At 73.8% G+C, this 17193-nt stretch carries 13 protein-coding genes and 1 pseudogene; all 14 read right to left on the bottom strand.

Annotated elements, in window-relative coordinates; genetic code table 11:
- A pseudogene (locus K6I33_RS17190) lies at window positions 1-285 on the bottom strand (forkhead-associated protein); the annotation flags it as partial.
- 37 nt (window positions 286-322) lie between these two features.
- On the bottom strand, window positions 323-1654 hold the full coding sequence (locus tag K6I33_RS17185; RefSeq protein WP_229353007.1) for a VWA domain-containing protein: 1332 nt from the start codon (window positions 1652-1654) through the stop codon (window positions 323-325).
- Between the two features lie 120 nt (window positions 1655-1774).
- Entirely contained in the window at window positions 1775-2935 is a 1161-nt protein-coding gene (locus K6I33_RS17180; protein WP_229353005.1) for a PP2C family serine/threonine-protein phosphatase, read from the bottom strand.
- 3 nt (window positions 2936-2938) lie between these two features.
- Window positions 2939-5914 (bottom strand): serine/threonine-protein kinase, encoded by a 2976-nt coding sequence (locus K6I33_RS17175; RefSeq protein WP_229353003.1) that lies wholly within the window; start codon window positions 5912-5914, stop codon window positions 2939-2941.
- Window positions 5911-7230 (bottom strand): hypothetical protein, encoded by a 1320-nt coding sequence (locus K6I33_RS17170; protein WP_229353002.1) that lies wholly within the window; start codon window positions 7228-7230, stop codon window positions 5911-5913. The genes K6I33_RS17175 and K6I33_RS17170 overlap by 4 nt, the downstream gene beginning before the upstream one ends.
- A 69-nt stretch (window positions 7231-7299) precedes the next feature.
- Complete coding sequence (locus K6I33_RS17165) at window positions 7300-8262, bottom strand: glutamate ABC transporter substrate-binding protein (RefSeq protein WP_229353001.1); 963 nt, start codon at window positions 8260-8262, stop codon at window positions 7300-7302.
- A 17-nt stretch (window positions 8263-8279) separates the two neighbouring features.
- Window positions 8280-9665, bottom strand: a complete 1386-nt coding sequence (locus K6I33_RS17160; RefSeq protein WP_229352998.1) for a hypothetical protein — start codon at window positions 9663-9665, stop codon at window positions 8280-8282.
- Window positions 9666-9962: 297 nt separating this feature from the next.
- On the bottom strand, window positions 9963-10784 hold the full coding sequence (locus K6I33_RS17155; protein ID WP_229352996.1) for a tyrosinase family protein: 822 nt from the start codon (window positions 10782-10784) through the stop codon (window positions 9963-9965).
- 68 nt (window positions 10785-10852) lie between these two features.
- Complete coding sequence (locus K6I33_RS17150) at window positions 10853-11260, bottom strand: tyrosinase cofactor (RefSeq protein ID WP_229352993.1); 408 nt, start codon at window positions 11258-11260, stop codon at window positions 10853-10855.
- A gap of 449 nt (window positions 11261-11709) precedes the next feature.
- Window positions 11710-12690, bottom strand: coding sequence for an N-acetylglucosamine kinase (locus tag K6I33_RS17145; RefSeq protein WP_374284889.1), 981 nt, complete (start codon window positions 12688-12690; stop codon window positions 11710-11712).
- Window positions 12690-13943, bottom strand: coding sequence for a 6-phospho-beta-glucosidase (locus tag K6I33_RS17140; RefSeq protein WP_229352988.1), 1254 nt, complete (start codon window positions 13941-13943; stop codon window positions 12690-12692). Before K6I33_RS17140 ends, K6I33_RS17145 begins: the two co-directional genes overlap by 1 nt.
- The gene (locus K6I33_RS17135) at window positions 13940-14770 is read right to left on the bottom strand and encodes a carbohydrate ABC transporter permease (protein WP_229352986.1); all 831 of its coding nucleotides are present in this window, start codon (window positions 14768-14770) and stop codon (window positions 13940-13942) included. The genes K6I33_RS17140 and K6I33_RS17135 overlap by 4 nt, the downstream gene beginning before the upstream one ends.
- A gap of 24 nt (window positions 14771-14794) precedes the next feature.
- The gene (locus K6I33_RS17130; RefSeq protein ID WP_229352984.1) at window positions 14795-15748 is read right to left on the bottom strand and encodes a carbohydrate ABC transporter permease; all 954 of its coding nucleotides are present in this window, start codon (window positions 15746-15748) and stop codon (window positions 14795-14797) included.
- A 62-nt stretch (window positions 15749-15810) separates the two neighbouring features.
- Entirely contained in the window at window positions 15811-17160 is a 1350-nt protein-coding gene (locus K6I33_RS17125; RefSeq protein WP_229352981.1) for an ABC transporter substrate-binding protein, read from the bottom strand.
- Between the last annotated feature and the right edge of the window lie 33 nt (window positions 17161-17193).

Below are 17193 nucleotides of genomic sequence, written 5' to 3'. Positions count from 1 at the left end.
CGCGTAGGGGTTCGCCGACCGGGTGACGAAGTTGTACCGGCACTCCTCGCAGAAGGGGCCCTGTGCCTCGCGGGGGGTGCGGCACTGGGGACAGAGCTCCGCCTGGACGGTGGCGTCGCCCGGGTAGCCGTAGCCGCCGGTGCCACCGGTCGCGGGCGGCGCGGCGGGCGGCGGCGGGACGGCGGCCGGGGGACCGGGCGGTGCCGTGGCCGCCGACATCCGGTGGCCGCACACCTCGCACCAGTCTGCGGCCTCCGACGGGTGGCCGTTCGGGCAGGTCGGCATGTCGGTCTCTTCCCCCTCTGGCGGTTGCTTCTCGACGCTACTTCTTGACGCGAACGGTCTTGGTGGAACGGGTCTCCAGCGTCATCTCGGCCTCCTCCGAGACCTTCGCTTTCAGCCGCACAGTACCGTTCGCCGCGTCCACGACGTCCACCACCTTCGAAAGGAGTTTCGCGGTGTCCGCGTGGCCGGAGCGGCTGGCCAGCTGGACGGCCCGGCCGAGCTTGGCGGTCGCCCCGTCCACGTCCCCCGCCTTGCGCAGGTCCAGGCCCTGCTGGATGGCCTGGGCCAGCTCGGCCTGGCCGGTGTAGTGGGCCACCTGGGGGTTGATGGCCGTCGACGCCTCCAGGTCGTCCGTCCACACCGCCCGGATCAGGCCCTGGGCCAGGACGTGCGGTGACGAGCCGTCAGGGGTGGGCAGCACCAGGGACACCCGGGCGGCGAGCATCTCCTGGCCCACATGGGCGCTCGGCACCCGGACGCAGACGTGGTAGTCGCGGGACTCGTCGCCCCACGCGCCCGTCGGGTAGTCGCCGGAGCGCGGCCCGGACTCCTGGCGGCGGTCCGTCAGCTCCTCCACCGTGGGCGCGACCTGCTTGACGAAGAGCACCTCCGCGCCCTGCGGGGTCCACAGCCGCAGGGAGACGTCCGCGACCTCCTTGCCCATGACCGTTTCCATCACCCGCGTGAAGTCCTCGGCCAGCCCGGCCGGGTCGGCGACGATGTCGGCGCTGCCCAGCAGGGCGGAGGCGATGCCCGTGACCTCCTTGACCTCCCAGTCCGTCCCCACGCCCCGCGCGTCACAGGTGAACCGGCCCGCGCACGCGTCCAGCGCGGCCCGCAGCGCGTCGGGCTCCTCGTGCTCGTTGCGGCCGTCGGTGAGCAGGATGCCGTGACGTATCGCCGCGTCGGACGAGGCCAGCAGCCGGTCGGCGAGCCGCAGCCAGGTGCCGATGGCGGTGCCGCCGCCCGGGCTGAGCTTGCGCAGCGCCTCCTTGGCCTGGCCCCGGGTCACGTCGTCCGCGATCGCGAGCCGCCCGCCGGCCGGATAGACCTCGCGCGCCTGGTGGGTGCCGCCCACCACGGCGAAGGCGACGCCGTCGCGCAGCGCGTCGACGGCGGCGGCCGTGGCCTCGCGGGCGCTGCGCATCTTGGCGGGCGGGTAGTCCATGGAGCCCGAGCAGTCGACCATCAGGACGACGGCGGCGTCCGGGGTGCGGGGGCCGGGCGCGACCGCGCCGGAGTCACAACCGGCGCCGGTGGAGGTCACCGTCACGATGGCGTTGACCTCCCGGCCTCCCTCGGGGAGGTTGACGTTCTGGTACACGTCGACGTCGAACCCGGGCACGCTCGGTTTGGCGAAATGGGCCATCTGATCCGCTCCTTCGTACGTACTCCACGTGGTCGGCACGGGCGTGCGGCGGGGCGGACGGACGGCGCGGCACCGGAGCCCGGCACCGTGCGTGGATCCCCCCGTGGACACTGCGGCGCGTCAGGCCGATCCTGCCCCTTCGGCCCGGGACGGGAACGGCACCACAGCCACTGTTACGTTGTCGTGGCCCCCTCCGTCCAGAGCGTGGGCCAGCAGACGGCGTGCGCACTCCAACGGCCGGGAGCGGGCGTCGGCGGGCACGACGGACGCCATCTCCTCGGCGGACTCGGCGTAGTTCCACAGACCGTCGGTGCAGACGAGCACCACACCGGGGCGGTCGGGGTGGTACGAGGCGGTGTGCGGCTCGACCTCGTAGGCGTCCGCGCCGAGCCAGCCGGTGATGGCGTGGGCGCGCTCGTCGGCGTAGGCCTCGGCCTCCGACATCAGGCCCGCCGCCACCATCTGCGCGGCCCACGAGTCGTCCTCGGTGAGCCGCGCGGGCTGCTTGGAGCGGTCGTCGGGCACCCAGTAGGCGCGGCTGTCGCCGACCCAGCCGACGGTCAGCAGGTCGCCGGTGACGACGGCGCTGACGATGGTGCAGGCGGGCGCGTTCTCATGGCGGTAGTGGCCGTGCTCGCGCGGCTCGTGGCCGGGCGCGGCCAGGGCGGCCACGGCCTCGGCGGCGACGACGACCGCCTCGTGCGTGGCCTCCTTGGGGGCGGTGCCCCGGGCCAGCGCCGTCACCAGCGAGTCGTGGGCGGCCTCGACGGCCGCGGCCGACGCCTCGTCGGGGCGGGCCGCGGACGACACGCCGTCGCTGACGACCGCGACGACGGCCGGCTGCCCGCCGGGGAGGTCGGTGGTGGACACGGCGTACGCGTCCTCGTTGCGATGGTGGCGCAGGCCGCGGTCCGTGACCGCCGCGACGCCTGCCGACTCGTGCTCCATGTGATCCCGTTCGCGCGGCTGTGCATGTCCGCAGTGTTCGCAGTACCCGTCGTTGTCGATCATGCCCGACCGGCAGGCCGCGCAGGGCCCGGAGGGGCCCGCGCCACGCGCGGGCTGCGCGGGGACGCCCGGGGCGGGCGGGGCGAGACGGTAGTCGTCCGCCTCCCGTGCGGCGGGCGTGTCAGGCCGCCGCCACGCCGCCGCCCGTGGGTCGTCGGGCCCGGGCGGCACCGCCGAGAGGTCCACGCCGCAGCCTCCGCAGAAGTTGTCGGCGGGCTCCAGCGGCTCGTGACAGGCGGGGCACGCCGTCAGCTGTGGGGGCAGTTGCGACATCGATCACACCCATGTCCTGGGGCGGTAACGGTTGGCCCGTTCCACCAGTTCGATCCGTTCCTCACCGCGCTGGGCCAGCCGGGCGAGCACCCGGTACGAGCGCTCCAGCCCGAACCGCAGTTCCCGCTCATCCAGCCCGCTGCCGAGCAGTACGGGCGGTGCCGGGGGCGCGACGGCGGCGCCCGGCGCGCCCTGACGGCCCGACAGCACCCAGTCCAGCGCGGTGCCGAGCACTTCCGTCGACAGCCGTTCGCGCCGCACCGCGTCCAGCCCGAGGTCCGTGAGCCCCTCCACCTGGCCGGCGGCGGCCCGCAGGTCGGCCAGCAGCGGCTCGTGGGCCGAGCGCCCCCGCAGCCGGGCCCGTACCGCCGCGACCCGGGCCGCCGTGCAGTGGATGGACGCCGCCGGCACGGACTCCAGGGCCCGCACCGCGCCCTCGCGGTCCCCGGCGGCCAGCCGTACCCGGGCCAGGGCGAACGCCGCCCCGACGAAGCCCGGGTCGGTCGCCCACACCAGGTGGTAGTACTCGGCGGCGTTGTCGAGCTGGCCGAGCACCTCCGCGCACACCCCGAGGGCCAGCTTGGGCGCGGGCTCCCCGGGGAAGGCGTCGTAGACGGCGTCGAAGGACAGGGCCGCCGTGGTGTTGTCGCCGACGGCGAGGGCGTGGACGCCCCGGTGCCAGACGGTGCGCCAGTCGTCGGGGCTCGCGGCCTCCAGCGCGGCGAGCGCCTGGGACGCGGCCCCGTCCTCGCCGAGCTCCAGCTGGGCCCGCACCCGCCGCAGCCGCAGCTCCGGCGACTCGGTCGGGGCGGCCTGGAGCGCGGCGTACAACTCGGCCGGCTGCGAGGCGATCAGCCCCGCGAGGAAGCCCGCGTTGGGATCGCCGGGGTCGACGAGCGGGAACGGCAGCGCGAGCGCGGCGGCCCGCGCGTCGATCGGCCGCAACGCCGCCGCGACGCCGCCCCCGGCCTTGCCGGGAGCGGCCACGGGGGCGGGCGCGCCCCCGCCGGTGACAGCCGCGCCGGCCGTTCCCGCGACGCCCGCGCCCGGGCCGGCGCCCGCCGGCCCGGCGGTGACGCCGGGCAAGGGCGCCGCCGCGCCGCCCGGGGCGGACACCGCCGGGCCGGCCGTTCCCGGCGGAACGGCCGCGCCCGGCCGGCCCGTGGGGGCCGTGCCGGCGCCTGCCAGGCCGGTGGCCACGGCGGGTGTGACGCCGACGGCCGGGGCGGCCCGCCCTGCGGGCACGGCGCCCGCCGAACCGCCGAACGGTCCGGGGGCGACGCCGAAGGCCGCTCCCACCTGTCTTCCGGCGGCCGTCGGTCCGGCGACCGCGCCGGGCGCTCCCGCCGTCCCGGGCGGCGTACCGGCGCCCGCGCCGTTCCGGCCACGCGGCAGGCGAAGGCGCGGCCAGGCGCGCTGCGCCGGGGCCCGGCCGCCCAGGGCGGACACATCCCGGTCGCACTCCTCGAAGAGGACCGTGTCCACCACCCGCGGCTCGGGGCCGAAGAGCGTGGACAGCGCGGGGCGCGGGGCGCCCGTCTGGAGGGCGACCACCTCCCGGAGGACGCCCGTCAGCTGCTCGGCCATCTCGTCGGCGGAGGCGAACCGCCGGGCCGGGTCCGGGTCGGTGGCCCGGACCAGCAGCCGGTAGAAGGACTCGTAGCGGGTGAAGACCTCGATGTGGTCCGGGGCGGGGAGGCTGTCCACGAAGACGTTCGTGTAGCCCTGGAAGTCGAAGGTGAGCACCGCGAGCGTGCGCGCCACCGTGTAGAGGTCGGAGGCGACCGACGCGCCCAGCTCGGCGATCTCGGGGGCCTGGTAGCCGATGGTGCCGTAGATGGGGCTGTCGTGGTCGTCCATCCGGCGCACCGCGCCCATGTCGATCAGCTTCAGCTGGTCCTGCTGCTGGATCGCGTTGTCGACCTTGAAGTCGCAGTACAGCAGATTGCGGCTGTGCAGATGCGCCAGCGCCTCCAGCGCCTCGATGCCGTACGCGCACGCCTGCTCGACCGGCAGCGGGTCGCGGCGCCCGTCGGGGTGGCGGCGCTCGTTGGCGATCTCCTTGAGGGACTTGCCGCCGACGTACTCCATGACGATGTAGCCGTCGAGGCTGCCCGTGCGCTGGTCGAGGTGTTCGACGAAGTTGTAGATGCGGACGATGTTGGAGTGCTCGATCTCCGCGAGGAAGCGCCGCTCGGCGACGGCCGCGGCCAGCGCGTCCTCGTCGCCGGTGTCGAGCAGGCCCTTGAGGACCACCCAGCGGTCGGAGACGGCCCGGTCGATGGCCAGGTAGATCCAGCCGAGCCCGCCGTGCGCGAGACAGCCCGCCACCTCGTACTGCCCGTGCACCACGTCGCCCTGGCGCAGCTTCGGCACGAAGGAGTACGGGTGGCCGCACTTGGTGCAGTAGCCCTCCGTGCGCCCCGCCCGGTGGGGGCCCGAACGCCCCACGGGCGCGCCGCAGTCGCTCCGGCTGCAGAACCGCTTGCGCTCGGGCACCTCCGGGCGCTCCAGCACCGCCGCCCGGGGCTCGGGGCGCGGCACGCCCGGCATGCTGACCAGGCCCGCGCCCAGCTTGTTGCGGCCGGCGCCGGACGCGCCGGACGTCCGGCTGCGCACCGAGACGGACCGCGTCGCGACGCCCTCGGTGCCTCCGGACACCGAACGCGACAGCCGCCCCGACACCGACCGGCGGGACCCCGACGAACGCGACGACGAACGTGACGAGGGCCCTGACGAGGACCCCGACGACGAACGCGAGGACCCCGACGAGCCCGACGAGCCGGACGACCCCGACGACCCCGACGATCCCGAGCCGGCCCGGCCGCCCGAGTGGGTGATCCCCGTGGCGGGCGAGGCGATCTGCCCGCCCGGCGAGACGACGGGGGCGAGCCCGCACGTGTCGCAGTAGAGCTCGCCGCCCCCGACGTCCTCGTAGCGGCCGCCACAGCCCGGGCGCTGGCACTCCTCACCGGTCATGTGTCCCCCCTGTGCCCGTCGGTCGTCGAGGCGGCCGTGCCCTGGGGGGCCAGGGCCCCCGCCACGGCCCGCTGGTAGCGCAGCACCGCCTGCTCGGCGGCGACGAGATCGCAGGGCGCGCTCCACAGCATGCGGCGCGCCACGTCGTACCGCTCCACGACGAGGGAGTCCTCCGCCAGGCCCAGCCGCGCCGCCTTGGCCTTGTAGGCGTCGAGCCGGCCGCGCAGCTCGGCCCGTACGGCCAGGGGGGCCGTGACCGCCGTCAGCGACTCGCGGGCGCGCAGCAGCTCCTCCTCGGCGCGCTGCTCCAGGCTCTCCAGGAGCGGGGAGAGCCGGTGCCACGCCGCGCGTCTGCGGTACTCGCCGGCCGTCTCCAGCTGTTCGTAGAGCACGGTCGGCGGGCCGGAGACCACGGGCACCTCATAGGCGGCGATCTTCGACAGGACCTCCATCCGGGCGCGGCGGGCCTCGCCCAGGGTGCGGTCGGCGCGCGAGAGCACGTCGCGCACGCGCATCAGCCGGCGCTCGGCGTCCTGCCGGACGTCGAGGACGGCCTCCACCTCCCGGCGCATGTCCTCCAGGGCGCGCTCGGCGCGGTCGTAGCGGGCGGTGTCGGGGCGGCCGCCGGGCGCGGAGCCGGGCGGGGAGCCGGTCCAGAAGACGAGCGGATCGGATATCACCTCGGACCGCAGCGCGGCCAGTTCCATGGTGAGGCGCTCCAGGTCGTCGCCCGTGGGGTGCTCGCCGGGCAGGACGCCCACCGAGTGGGCGAGGGAGCGGACGCGCCCGAGCTCGGCGGCGAGCAGGTCGATCCGGGTGGGCAGCGCCGACCAGACGGCGTCGGCGACGACGACCACGTCCAGGGCCTGGGCGTACCAGGAGTTCATCCGCTCGACGAGCTCCGTGAGGCTCAGCCGCTCGCTCAGCCGGGCCGCCACGCCCAGCGACACCACCGCCGTGGCCTGGGGCGGTCCGGCGGGCAGGGTGACGGCGGTGCCGCGCAGCAGGCCGGTCAGCTCGGACAGTTCGCCCGAGGTGGGCCAGCGGCGGCGGCCGCGCAGCTCACGGGCCGCCTCCAGGGCGTCGGTGTAGGCGTCGAAGTACACCCACAGCTGGGTGATGAGCAGCTCGGTGGCCTCCCACCGGCTCCTGGTGACGCCGGCCAGCTCCGCGCCCTCCAGCAGCCGCCGCCCCGCGTGGTCCTGGAGGGCGAGCAGGGAGGACTCGACCGCCTCGTGCTCCGCGCCGAGCCGTGCCAGCGCACGGTCCACCTCCTCGCGGCTCAAGGCCGGCCCGGTGGGCCCCGCGACCGCCATCGGTCCCCTCTCCTGTCCCGCGGCCGGTGCCGCGCGCGAACGGTGTGGTGCTTCGGTTCTTCCGTGCCGTCAGTCCCGGTACCGGGGCTCCGGCGGAGCGGTGATCCCCTGGAGGTCGGCCGCCAGCCACTTGCGGTACGCCAGCATCCAGGGGCTCGCCTCGCCGCCCCGGCGGTAGTCCTCCAGTACCGCGTTGACCCGGCGTACCAGGTCTTCGTCCCTGAGGTTCATCGCCACGCCGTAGGACTCGGTGGTGAACGGTTTGCCGACGAGTCGCACGGACGGGTCCTGGGCCGCCTGTCCGGCGGCCAGCGCGCTGTCGGTGATCACCGCGTCGACCTGGCCGAGCTGGAGCCGGACCAGGCAGTCGAGCTGGTTGGGCACGGTCAGCACGGACGCGCCGTGCGACTCGTTCTTCAGCTCGCTCTCGCCCGTGGATCCCTTGGCCGTACAGACTTTCTTCCCCTTCAAGGTGTCGTCGAACGCCGTGACCGGTGAGGTCTTGGGGGCCAGCACCTGCTGTCCGGCCTCGAAGTAGGCCGTGGAGAAGGCGACTTGCCGGATCCGCTCGCAGTTGATCGTCATCGTGCGCGCGATGATGTCCACCTTGCCCTTTTCCAGGGCGGGTATGCGCTGGTTCGTGGGGATCGCCAGGAAGACGACCTTGCCGGGATCGCCGAGGATGGCCTTGGCGACGGCACGGACCAGGTCGATGTCGAAGCCGCTGAGCTCGCCGGTGGCGGGGTCGCGGTAGCCCCAGCGGTAGCTGTTCTGGTCGACGCCGGCGATCAGCCGGCCGCGCTCCTTGATGCGCCGGACGGCCGGGCCGTCGGCGGTCGAGGGGCGCAGGCTCGCCTCCGGGCCGACGCACGTCGCGGGCGCGCGTTCGGCCGCCGGCGCGGCGGCGGCGGTCCGCTCCGCGTGTCCCGCGGGGCGTGCCCCGGGCAGGACGGCCGTGCCCACGACGCCGGCGAGGACGCACACGCCGGCCGTCATCGCGGCCCGGGCTCCGGCCCCGCGTCGTCCGCTCATCGCCGTACCTCCCCGTCTCACCGGTACTCCGACAGCCTGCGGCCGATGCCGAGCACCGCGCCCGCGGCCCCCAGCACGGCCAGGACGGCGGCTCCGGCCGCCAGCCCCGTGAACGCGCCGCGCCCGTCCCCCGCCGCCCGGCGGAAGTCGTCCTCCTCGTGGGCGAGGGCCCGGCGCAGCGCGGTGTCCACCTGGTCGAACGATTCGCCGGTGCTGCCCCGGGCGCTGCCCTTCTCTCCGATCACCTTGGCGAGCGCCTGGCCGTAGTACCCGCCGACGTCGGCGGTGCGGGCCTCGCCGTGCCGTCGCTGCCACTGCTGGACGTCGTGGATGGCCTCCAGCACCGGGTCGCGTCCCGCCGCGCCGTCCGCGAGGGAGCGGGCCCGGCCCAGCAGGCTGTCCGGGGCGGGCTCGCCGGAGGCGGTGACGTCGCCGCCGATCAGCTTGCGCATGCCCGCGCGGTAGCTGGCCTCGTAGGCGTCGTCGCCCGCCGGGGTGAGCACGGCGCCCCGCGCCACCAGGGTGAGGCTCTCGTCGCCCCGGGCCTGGAGCGAGGCGATCCGGGCCTCGCTGAGTACCTGGAGGGACTTGGCCCCGTTCTCGTAGGAGTCGGTCAGCTCCGCGCGGGCCACGGCGTGGCCGACGGTCAGCCACAGCAGGACCACCGTGCCGGCCGCCGTCCCGGCGAGGAGGCCGTGGTTGAACACCCGGTTGGTGCGCAGGAAGGTGCGGCGCTGGGCCCAGCCGAGGGCGCCGAGGGCCACGACGCCGGTGGCGAGGGCCGCCCAGGGCCAGGACGTGGCGTCCGCGTAGTCGGAACGGAGGCGTCCGGTCTCGGCCTCGTAGAGGGCGCGGGCGGCCGGCAGCAGCTCCTCGCGCATCCGGTCGCTGGCGTAGCGCAGATAGGCGCCGCCCAGCGGCAGGCCCTGCCGGCCCGCCGCCCGGGCCGATTCCACCAGGCCGGTGTAGACGGGGAGTTGCTGATTGAGCCTGGCTATCTGCTCGCGGGCGGAGTCGGATCCCCCGGTGTCGGCGGCGGCCTTCACCAGGAGCTCGGAGGCGACGCCGATGTCCTTCTCGTAGCGCTGGCGGACGGTGCGGGGCTCGTCCCGGCCGGCCAGGAAGCCCGCGGCGGCGGCCGTGTCGGCGTCGGCCAGGGAGCGGTAGATGTCGGCGGCGTCGGCGCTCAGCGGCTGGCTGCGGTCGATCACGGCGTCCGCCGCCGCCGACCGGTCGGCGACCTGCCAGGCGGTGACCGCGCCGAAGCCGATCAGCAGCGCGGCCAGCACCGCGCCGATGACGCGGAGTCTGCCGGGCTCCGTCGTGGCCGCGTCCGCGGTCCGCTCCAGCCCCTCGCGCCACGCGGTGCGCCGCGTACCCGGATCCGGCTGCGCTGGTGTCACGTGACCTCCCCCTCGGTCGCCGCGGCCCGCTGTCCCCCGGGCGGCGGGGAACGGGTGCCAGGCCAGCAGTATGGCCGCAGGGACTGACAAACACACCGGTTGTGCATCGATCTTGCACGGGTCGTGAGCGTCGCCCGGGTGTCCGTTTCGGCCTTTCACCCCATTTCACGCGTTGGGCGTCTGTTCGGTTCCCGTGCGGACGGAGCGCACGGAAAACGGGGGACGCCGGGGGTGACGGGCGGTCGGGCCCGTCACCCCCGGCGTCTCATGGCGCGTGTCCCGCCGCCGGGGAGGCCGTCAGCGGTCGTAGGTGTAGAACTTCGTGTGGTCGAGCATGTCGGCCGGGGTCACATTGTTCCAGGGGCGCATGGTGTCGTTGAGGTCCACGACGTTGGTGGTGCCGCCGGTCGGCAGATAGCCCGAGGTGGGGTGCATCCGCTGCCAGTCGGCCCACAGCTTGTCGATGAAGCAGTGGTGCAGCCAGAAGACCGGGTCGTTGGGGGAGACGCCGGTGGCCATCTGGCCGCCCATCCACACGTGCACGCGGTTGTGGAGGTTGACGCCGCGCCAGCCCTCGAGGTGGTTGCGGAAGCCGTCGGACGCGCTGTTCCAGGGGGCCATGTCGTAGGTGGCCATGGCGAGCACGGAGTCGACCTCGGCGCGGGTGGGCAGCGCGCGGACGCTCGAGCCCATCTCCCGCTGGAGGTAGGGGCGGCTGTCGGCCGAGACGTTGATGTTCCACTGGCCGGTGGAGTAGGCGAACGGGCCGGTGGTGACCTGCGCGTCACGGCTGCGGCCGTTCCCGCCGAGGAAGTCGGCGGCGAAGATCGAGGCGGTGGTGGTGCGGTCGGCGGTCCAGTCCCAGTAGGGGAGCGTCACCGAAGAATCGATTCTCTGGAGCTCCTGCTCGAACTGTATGAGGAAGCGGCGGTGCCAGGGGAGGAAGGACGGCGAACGGTGACCGACGCGGTCGGTGTTGTCGCCGTCGCTCATGATGAACTCGTTGTGCGTCCGCACGAATTCGTCGTACTTGCCGCTCTTCTTCAGCGCCAGCACGGCGTTGACGAAGTTGCGCTTCTCCGTGGCCGTCAGGGTCGCCTGGTTCTTGCGCACTGCCATGGGGGTCTACGTCCTCTCGGGTCGGGGGACCGGCCGTGTCGGGCCGGGCGGTCGGCAGTCGGCCGGGGTCAGCGGGTGGCGATCGGGACGAGCGCGGCGCCCTGGAGCTTGTCGACGGCGGCGCGGGTGAGCGCCAGCGGGTCGGCGAAGGTCTGGTAGTGGTTGATGACACTGATCCAGGTGCCGTCCGCGTTCTGCATGACGTGCAGTTCCTTGCCGTCGATCGTCACGGCGAAGCCGCCGTGGTGGGCCTCGTGGCCGCCGGTGACGGGCGCGCCGACGATGCGCCGGCCCTGGTAGACCTCGTCGAAGGGCTGGAGGCCGTGGGAGCCGTGACCGGTGTGGTCCATGCCCGAGTGGTCCATGCCCGTGGCGGCGCGGGTCGCCGCCATGGCGGCCGGAGCGGCCAGGGCCGCTCCGGCGACGGCTATCGCCGTACCGCGCAGGACGACGCGGCGGGTGACGTTCTTCGACATGCGTGTATCCCCCCTCGGGATCTGTGGGTCGAGAGCAGGGGCTGTCACGAGTGCCGGGCAACGCCCTTTTGGGGTGGGTTGCTGCGGTTCTTAGTCGTATTTCGTGATCAATCCATGCGTGGCGGGATGCTTGCACGATCTTGAAGAGGGGGGAAATGGTTGGCCCGAATACGGACATTGGGTATATGAATGGTCAACCAGCGGTAGGGGAGGAATTTCTGACCAATCCCGCTATTGACGCGGGTGTCAGGAAGTCCACCGGGCCGGGGCGATCCCGCGCGAAGGATTTACGGCGGACGGCCGTTCGTGGTGACGCCTCTCACGACGTGAACATGACGCGAACACAGCGCCGCGCCGTGAATTCCGGCCACAAGGGCGGGAGTCCACGGCGCGGTTTCCGCCGTTCTCGTTCCGCTGTTTTCCCTGCCTCCGCCCGTGGGCGGCGGACGCTACGCGAAGTGCGCGCGCAGCCGGGCGTGGGCGGCGGCCGGCGCCCCGAGGTGGTCGAGGGCCAGCAGCGCCGCCCCCAGCACCGGCGGCGCGGTCACGACACGGGGCACGGCCCGGGGCGCCCGCCCGGCCAGCCCCGCCACGACGCGCTCGTGCAGCAGCGGATGGCGGGCCGCGAGGACCCCGCCGCCCAGCACCACCGGCACCGCCGCGCCGAGCAGCCCCAGCCGGTCCAGGGCGGCCGCGGCCAGGGCCACCACCTCGTCGGCCTGCCGCGCCACGATCGCCCCGGCCACCGCGTCACCGGCGGCGGCCACGGCGAAGAGCACCGGCGCCAGCTCGTGCCGGCGCTCCCGCCCGATCCGCCCCAGGTGGAGGGCCTCGACCAGCTCCGGCATCGTGGACAGCCCGAAGTGGGCGGGGAGTTCCCGTGCGAGGGCCGTCGGCTCGCCGCGCCCGTCCGCCGCCCGCGCCGCCCACCACACCGCCTCCTCGGCCAGGTGCGCCCCGCCGCCCCAGTCGCCCGAGATGCGGCCGACGGCGGCGAACCGGGCGACCCGGCCCCCGGGCGCCAGCCCCGAGCAGTTGATCCCCGCCCCGCACACGACGGCGACGCCCGCCGGCTCCTCGTCGGACAGCCCGGCGCGCAGCAGCGCGAAGGTGTCGTTGGCGACCCGGACGCGGGGACCCGCCGCCGGGTCGCCCGTCGGCCGGTTCCGCCGGGCGATCGCCTCCGCCAGCTCCGCCTCCTCCACGGGGAAGTCGGCGCCCGCCAGACAGGCCGAGAAGAGGCGGACGTCCGCCGGGCGGGGGAGCCCGGCCAGCGCCTCGGCGACGGCCGCCTGGAGGGTGTCCACGGCCCGTTCGACCCCCACCGACTGCGGCCGGAAGCCACCGCCCCGGGCCCGGGCGGCGACCGCGCCGTCCGGGCCGAGGACGGCCACGTCGGTCTTGCTGCCGCCCGCGTCGATCGCCACGATCACGCCCACGCCAGGTGCTCCCGGTTGTGGTGGAGGAGGGCGTCCGTCAGCTTCTCCGCGTGGTCGGTCTGGCCGACGAGCGGATGGGCGAGGAGCGCCGCGAAGACCCGGTCCCGGCCGCCCTTGAGGGCCGCCTCCAGCGCCAGGTGCTCATAGGCCGTCACATGCGCGACGAGCCCGGCGTACAGCGGCTCCAGCGGCCGTACGGGCAGGGGGCGCGCCCCGGTCCGGTCCACCGCCGCGGGCACCTCGACGACGGCGTCGTCGGGGAGGAAGGGCAGGGTGCCGTTGTTGAGGGTGTTGACCACCTGGACGGGCCCGGCGCCGGTCAGCAGCGACGACGTCAGGGCGACGGCGGCCTCCGAGTAGTACGCCCCGCCGCGCTTCGCCAGCAGCTCCGGCTTGTGGTCCAGCGCCGGGTCGGCGTACATCGCCAGCAGCGTCCGCTCCATCTCCGCGACCTCGGCAGCCCGCGAGGGTTTCGTCCGCAGCTCCTCGACGACCGCGTCGTGCTCGTAGAAGTAGCGCAGGTAGTACGAGGGGACGACGCCCAGCCGGTCCAGCAGCCGGCGCGGCATCCGCAGGTCCGCCGCGATCGCGTCGCCGTGCTCCGCGAGCAGCGCGGGCAGCACGTCCCGGCCGCCGACGCGCACCTCCCGCTCCCAGGTGAGGTGGTTCAGGCCGACGTGGTCCAGCTCGACCTCCCCGGGCGCCACCCCGAGCAGGGCGGCGAACTTCCGCTGGAAGCCGATGGCCACGTTGCACAGCCCGACCGCGCGGTGCCCGGCGGTCAGCAGGGCGCGGGTGACGATCCCGACGGGGTTGGTGAAGTCCACGATCCAGGCGCCGGGGTTGCGGCGGCGCACCCGCTCGGCGATGTCCAGCACCACCGGGACCGTCCGCAGCGCCTTGGCGAGGCCGCCCGCGCCCGTGGTCTCCTGTCCCACACAGCCGCATTCCAGCGGCCAGGTCTCGTCCCGCTCGCGGGCCGCCTGGCCGCCCACGCGCAGCTGGAGCAGCACGGCGTCGGCGCCGTCGACGGCCGTGTCGAGGTCGTCCGTCCAGGTGATCCGGCCCGGGTGGCCCTGCGCGGCGAAGACGCGCCGCGCCAGGCCGCCGACCGGCTCCAGCCTTTCGGCGGCGGGGTCGACGAGGACGAGTTCCTCGACGGCGAGGACGTCCCGCAGCCGGGCGAATCCGTCGACGAGTTCGGGGGTGTAGGTGGAGCCGCCACCCACTACTGCGAGCTTCAACCCTTGACTCCTGTCAGTGTGACGCCTTCGACGAAGGCCTTCTGGGCGAAGAAGAAGACGGCGATGACCGGTGCCATGACCAGCAGGGTGGCGGCCATCGTGAGATTCCAGTTGACGCCGTGGGCGCTCTTGAACGACTCGAGTCCGTAACTGAGCGTCCAGGCGCCCGGGTTCTGGGCGGCGTAGATCTGCGGCCCGAAATAATCGTTCCAGCAGGCGAAGAACTGAAACAGCGCGACCGCCGCGATGCCCGGCTTCGCCATCGGCACGACGACGCGCAGCAACGTGCGCAGCTCGCCGCAGCCGTCGAGCCGCGCGGCCTCCAGGTACTCGCGGGGGATGGTGAGCAGGAACTGCCGCAGCAGGAAGATGGAGTACGCGTCGCCGAAGGCCAGCGGCACGATCAGCGGCCACAGCGTCCCCGACAGGTGCAGTTGCTGGGACCACACCAGGTACATGGGGATGACGACGACCTGCGGCGGCAGCGTCATCGTGGCGATCACGAGGACGAGCGCGGCCCGCCGGCCCCGGAAGCGGAATCTCGCGAGCGCGTAGGCGACCGGGACGGAGGAGCACACGGTGAACAGGGTGCCCAGCCCGGCGTACAGCAGCGAGTTCCGCCACCAGGTGAGGAAGCCGGGGGTGCGGAAGACCTCCACGTAGTTGGACCAGTGCCAGGTGCGCGGCCAGAGCTCGCCGCTCATGGCCTGGTCGTCGCTCATCACGGAGGTGAGCAGGACGAAGACGAAGGGCAGGGTGAAGAAGAGCGCCGCGGCCACGGCGGTGGTGTGCACGGCGATCCAGTGCGGGATGCGGCCCCGTCTCATGGGTTCAGTCCTCGTCTCATGGGTTCAGTCCTCCGCCCCGAGCAGCCCGGCGCGGCCGCGCATCAGCAGCGAGGCGGCGGCCATGGCGATGGCGAAGAGCACCAGGGAGAGCACGCACGCGGCACCGGTGTTGAAGTTCTGGAAGCCGAGCGAGTAGACGAGCTGGGTCACGGTGAGCGTGGAGTGGTCCGGATAGCCGGGCTGGACGGTCGTGCCGGGCCCGACGCCGACCCCGGAGGCGAGCTTCCCGGCGACGAGCGCCTGGGTGTAGTACTGCATCGTCTGCACGACACCCGTCACGACCGCGAACATCACCACCGGGGTGATCGCAGGCCAGGTGACATAGCGGAACGTCGTGAACGCTCCCGCGCCGTCGAGCTCGGCGGCCTCGTACTGCTCCTTGGGCACGTCCAGCAGGGCGGCCAGGAAGACGACCATCAGGTCGCCGATGCCCCACAGCGACAGCAGCACCAGCGAGGGTTTGGCCCAGTCGGGGTCGTTGAACCAGTCGGGCGCGGAGACGCCGAGCGCCGTGAGAGCGTCGTTCACCGGGCCGGTGCCCGGGTTGAGGAGGAAGACGAAGGCGACCGTCGCGGCCACGGGCGGGGCGAGGTAGGGCAGGTAGAAGGCGGTGCGGAAGAAGCCCGCGCCGGTCTTCACCTTGGTGATCAGCAGCCCGGTGCCCAGGCCGAAGACGACGCGCAGGGCCACCATGACCACGACCAGCCACAGCGTGTTCCATAACGCCGGGCCGAACAGCGGCATCTGTGTGAACACATACGTCCAGTTGCGCAGCCCCACGAAGGACGGGGGCCGGATCTGGTTGTAGCGCGTGAAGGAGAAATAGACGGTGGCGATCAGCGGATAGCCGAAGAAGACGGTGAAGCCGATCAGCCAGGGGGAGAGGAAGCCGAGGACGCGCAGGCGTTCCCGGGTGCGTCCGCGGCGCGGGCCGGGAGCGGTGGTGAGGTGTGCCATGGCAGGGCCTTCGTCGGGTGTGCGGGTCTGCGGGTCTGCGGGTGTGGGGGCGTGGGTGCGGGTCAGTCGGCGGTCTGGCGGGTGTCGTCGTCGATCCGCCGGTCGAGGCGGCGCAGCCCCCGGTCCAGGTCGGGGACCCGGCCCGCCTCGCTGCCGTAGGCGAAGTCGCGCAGGGCGAGGATGTACATCCCGCCGTTGGCCGAGGGCGGCATGGAGACGCTGTGCGGGTCGGCGGCGATGTCGACGAAGGTGCGGAAGGCGGGGTCGGCGTCGAGCGCGGGCGAGGCGAGCGCGGCCTTGGTGGAGGGCACATTGTGGATGGCGTTCGCGAAGGCGACGACCTGATCGGTGTCGGTCGTCAGGAACCGCACCAGCTCCCAGGCCGCGTTCTGGTGCCGACTGCTGTGCGCGATGCCGATGACCGTGCCGGTGAGCGGGCCGCGTCCGTAGGCGCCGGCCTGGTCGTCGGGCACGGGCATGGGAGCCGTGCCCCAGCGGAAGTCCGTGCCGGCCTCCTTGAGCATCCGGCCGCGCCATTCACCGTCCAGGTGCATGGCGACCTTTCCCGTGCGGAAGGCGTTCTGCGAGGACATCTCCTCGCCGAAGGTGGTGCGGAACCGCTCCAGCGGGCCGTAGCCGCCGAGGGCGGTGACCAGGTCCCGCTGAAAGCCGAAGAATCGTTTCGCCGCCGGCTCCCGGGCGAGCCGGGACGTCCCGTCGGCGTTGAAGTAGGTGGGCGCCCACTGGGCGAGGAGGCGGTCCGGGCTGTTCTCGTAGAACCGGAAGCCGGGCATGAAGCCCAGCTGTTCGTACGAGCCCCCGGCGGCCCGCCGGGTGAGCCTGACGGCCGCGTCCTTGAACTCCGACATCGTGCGCGGCGCCCGGGTGATGCCGGCCTTCTCGAAGGCGTCCTTGTTGTAGTAGAGCCCGTAGGCGTCGGCGAGCAGCGGGAGGGCGCACTGCCGGCCCCGGTAGGAGCTGTAGCCGAGGAGGGGCTTTGGGAAGACCGCCGTCTTGTCCAGGCCGGACTTCCGCAGGAAGGGGTCGAGATCGGCCCACATCCCCGAGGAGCAGTACTGGCCGACGTTGTCGGTGGTGAAGGACGACACCACGTCGGGCGTGGTGCCACCGCCCGCCCGCAGGGCCTGGTTGACGGTGTCGTCCGTGACGTTCCCGGTCGTCACCACCCGGATGTTGGGGTGCCGCCGCTCGAACCGGGCGATCGCGGCGTCGACGGCCGCGACCTCGCTCCTCTCCGACCAGCCGTGCCAGAACCGGAGTGTCACCGGACGGGTCGGGTCGTCCTCGGCGCTGCCCACGGCGGGGCGGGCGCAGCCGGAGAGGAGTAATCCCGCGGTCGCTAACAGGGGGATGAGCACACCGAGTGTGCCGCGGTGTCGCGGTCGCTGCATGGCGGGGCTTCCTTGACGGCGGTGGACGGGGGG

The sequence above is a fragment of the Streptomyces sp. UNOB3_S3 genome, assembly GCF_020740895.1.
Classification (GTDB): Bacteria; Actinomycetota; Actinomycetes; order Streptomycetales; family Streptomycetaceae; genus Streptomyces.
This window is presented reverse-complemented; position numbering and strand designations above follow the sequence as displayed.